The sequence below is a fragment of the Phocaeicola coprocola DSM 17136 genome (genome assembly GCF_000154845.1).
Taxonomy (GTDB): domain Bacteria; phylum Bacteroidota; class Bacteroidia; order Bacteroidales; family Bacteroidaceae; genus Phocaeicola; species Phocaeicola coprocola.
In genome coordinates this window covers 1426-2765 of the sequence record NZ_DS981443.1, presented here as the reverse complement: position 1 = coordinate 2765, position 1340 = coordinate 1426, and the positions used below count along the sequence as shown (strand labels likewise).

2 tRNA genes, 1 rRNA gene and 1 other annotated feature (1 of these 4 running past the window's edge) are annotated in these 1340 nt (G+C 49.1%); all 3 genes read left to right on the top strand.

The window, feature by feature from the left end:
* A 16S ribosomal RNA gene (locus BACCOP_RS02505) occupies positions 1-58 on the top strand; the annotation flags it as partial.
* 124 nt (positions 59-182) lie between these two features.
* Positions 183-256 (top strand) — tRNA-Ile (locus BACCOP_RS02500).
* 81 nt (positions 257-337) lie between these two features.
* Positions 338-414: transfer RNA gene (locus tag BACCOP_RS02495), tRNA-Ala, on the top strand.
* 104 nt (positions 415-518) lie between these two features.
* Positions 519-1340 (top strand) — a sequence feature (23S ribosomal RNA rRNA prediction is too short) (it continues 261 nt past the right edge of the window).

The following is a 1340-nucleotide window of genomic DNA, read 5'->3' as shown; positions in this document are numbered from 1 at the left end:
TGGGGCTAAGTCGTAACAAGGTAGCCGTACCGGAAGGTGCGGCTGGAACACCTCCTTTCTGGAGCGTGACCTGAATAAGGGTTTTGTCCCTTGTGCTGCATGGGAGTTTGTTTAACGATATAGAAGAGAGAAAGATGAAGCCGAGTCGGTAACAGACTAGGTTGAACTGAATCACAAAAGCTAGTCCTATAGCTCAGTTGGTTAGAGCGCTACACTGATAATGTAGAGGTCGGCAGTTCAACTCTGCCTGGGACTACCCGAAAAAAAAGGAAGAAAAAACTTCCTTAAAAATTTGCAGTAACGAAGGAAAACGCTTACCTTTGCAGCCGCAAAAAACGGGGGATTAGCTCAGCTGGCTAGAGCACCTGCTTTGCACGCAGGGGGTCAACGGTTCGAATCCGTTATTCTCCACCATAAAGATAGGTCTATGACATGATGTAACAAGCAAAAAGTAATTTTAGTACGAAAGCTAAAAGTATATATCATCCCGCACTATAATATATAGTGTGCACGTGATAAGGAAAGTAGGAAAGGGCGCATGGCGGATGCCTTGGCTCTCGGAGGCGATGAAGGACGTGATAAGCTGCGATAAGTCACGGGGAGGTGCAAATAACCCTTGATCCGTGAATCTCCGAATGGGACAACCCGTTACCTTGAAGAGGTAACATCCATCAATGATGGAGGCTAACGCAGGGAACTGAAACATCTTAGTACCTGCAGGAAAAGAAAATAACAATGATTCCCCCAGTAGTGGCGAGCGAACGGGGAAGAGCCCAAACCGTTCATGTTACGGCATGGACGGGGTTGTAGGACCGCGTTGTTGCAAGAAATTTTGCGAGAAGAACGATTTGGAAAGTTCGGCCGAAGACGGTGACAGCCCGGTATTCTAAGCAAGACGAAGCATAGCGGTATCCTGAGTAGCGCGGAACACGAGGAATTCTGCGTGAATCTGCCGGGACCATCCGGTAAGGCTAAATACTCCCGAGAGACCGATAGTGGACCAGTACCGTGAGGGAAAGGTGAAAAGCACTTCGAACAGAAGAGTGAAATAGTACCTGAAACCGTGCGCCTACAAGCGGTCGGAGCACGAAAGTGTGACGGCGTGCCTTTTGCATAATGAACCTACGAGTTGCCGTCTTTGGCAAGGTTAAAGGACATGAGTCCCGCAGCCGAAGCGAAAGCGAGTCTGATCAGGCGTCAAGTCAGCGGCGGCAGACGCGAACCGAGTGATCTACCCTTGGTCATGATGACGTCTGGGTACACCAGATGGAGTCGCACGATATCGTTGATAGCTCTGATGACTGAGGGTAGGGTGAAAGCTATCAACTTGGAGATAGCTC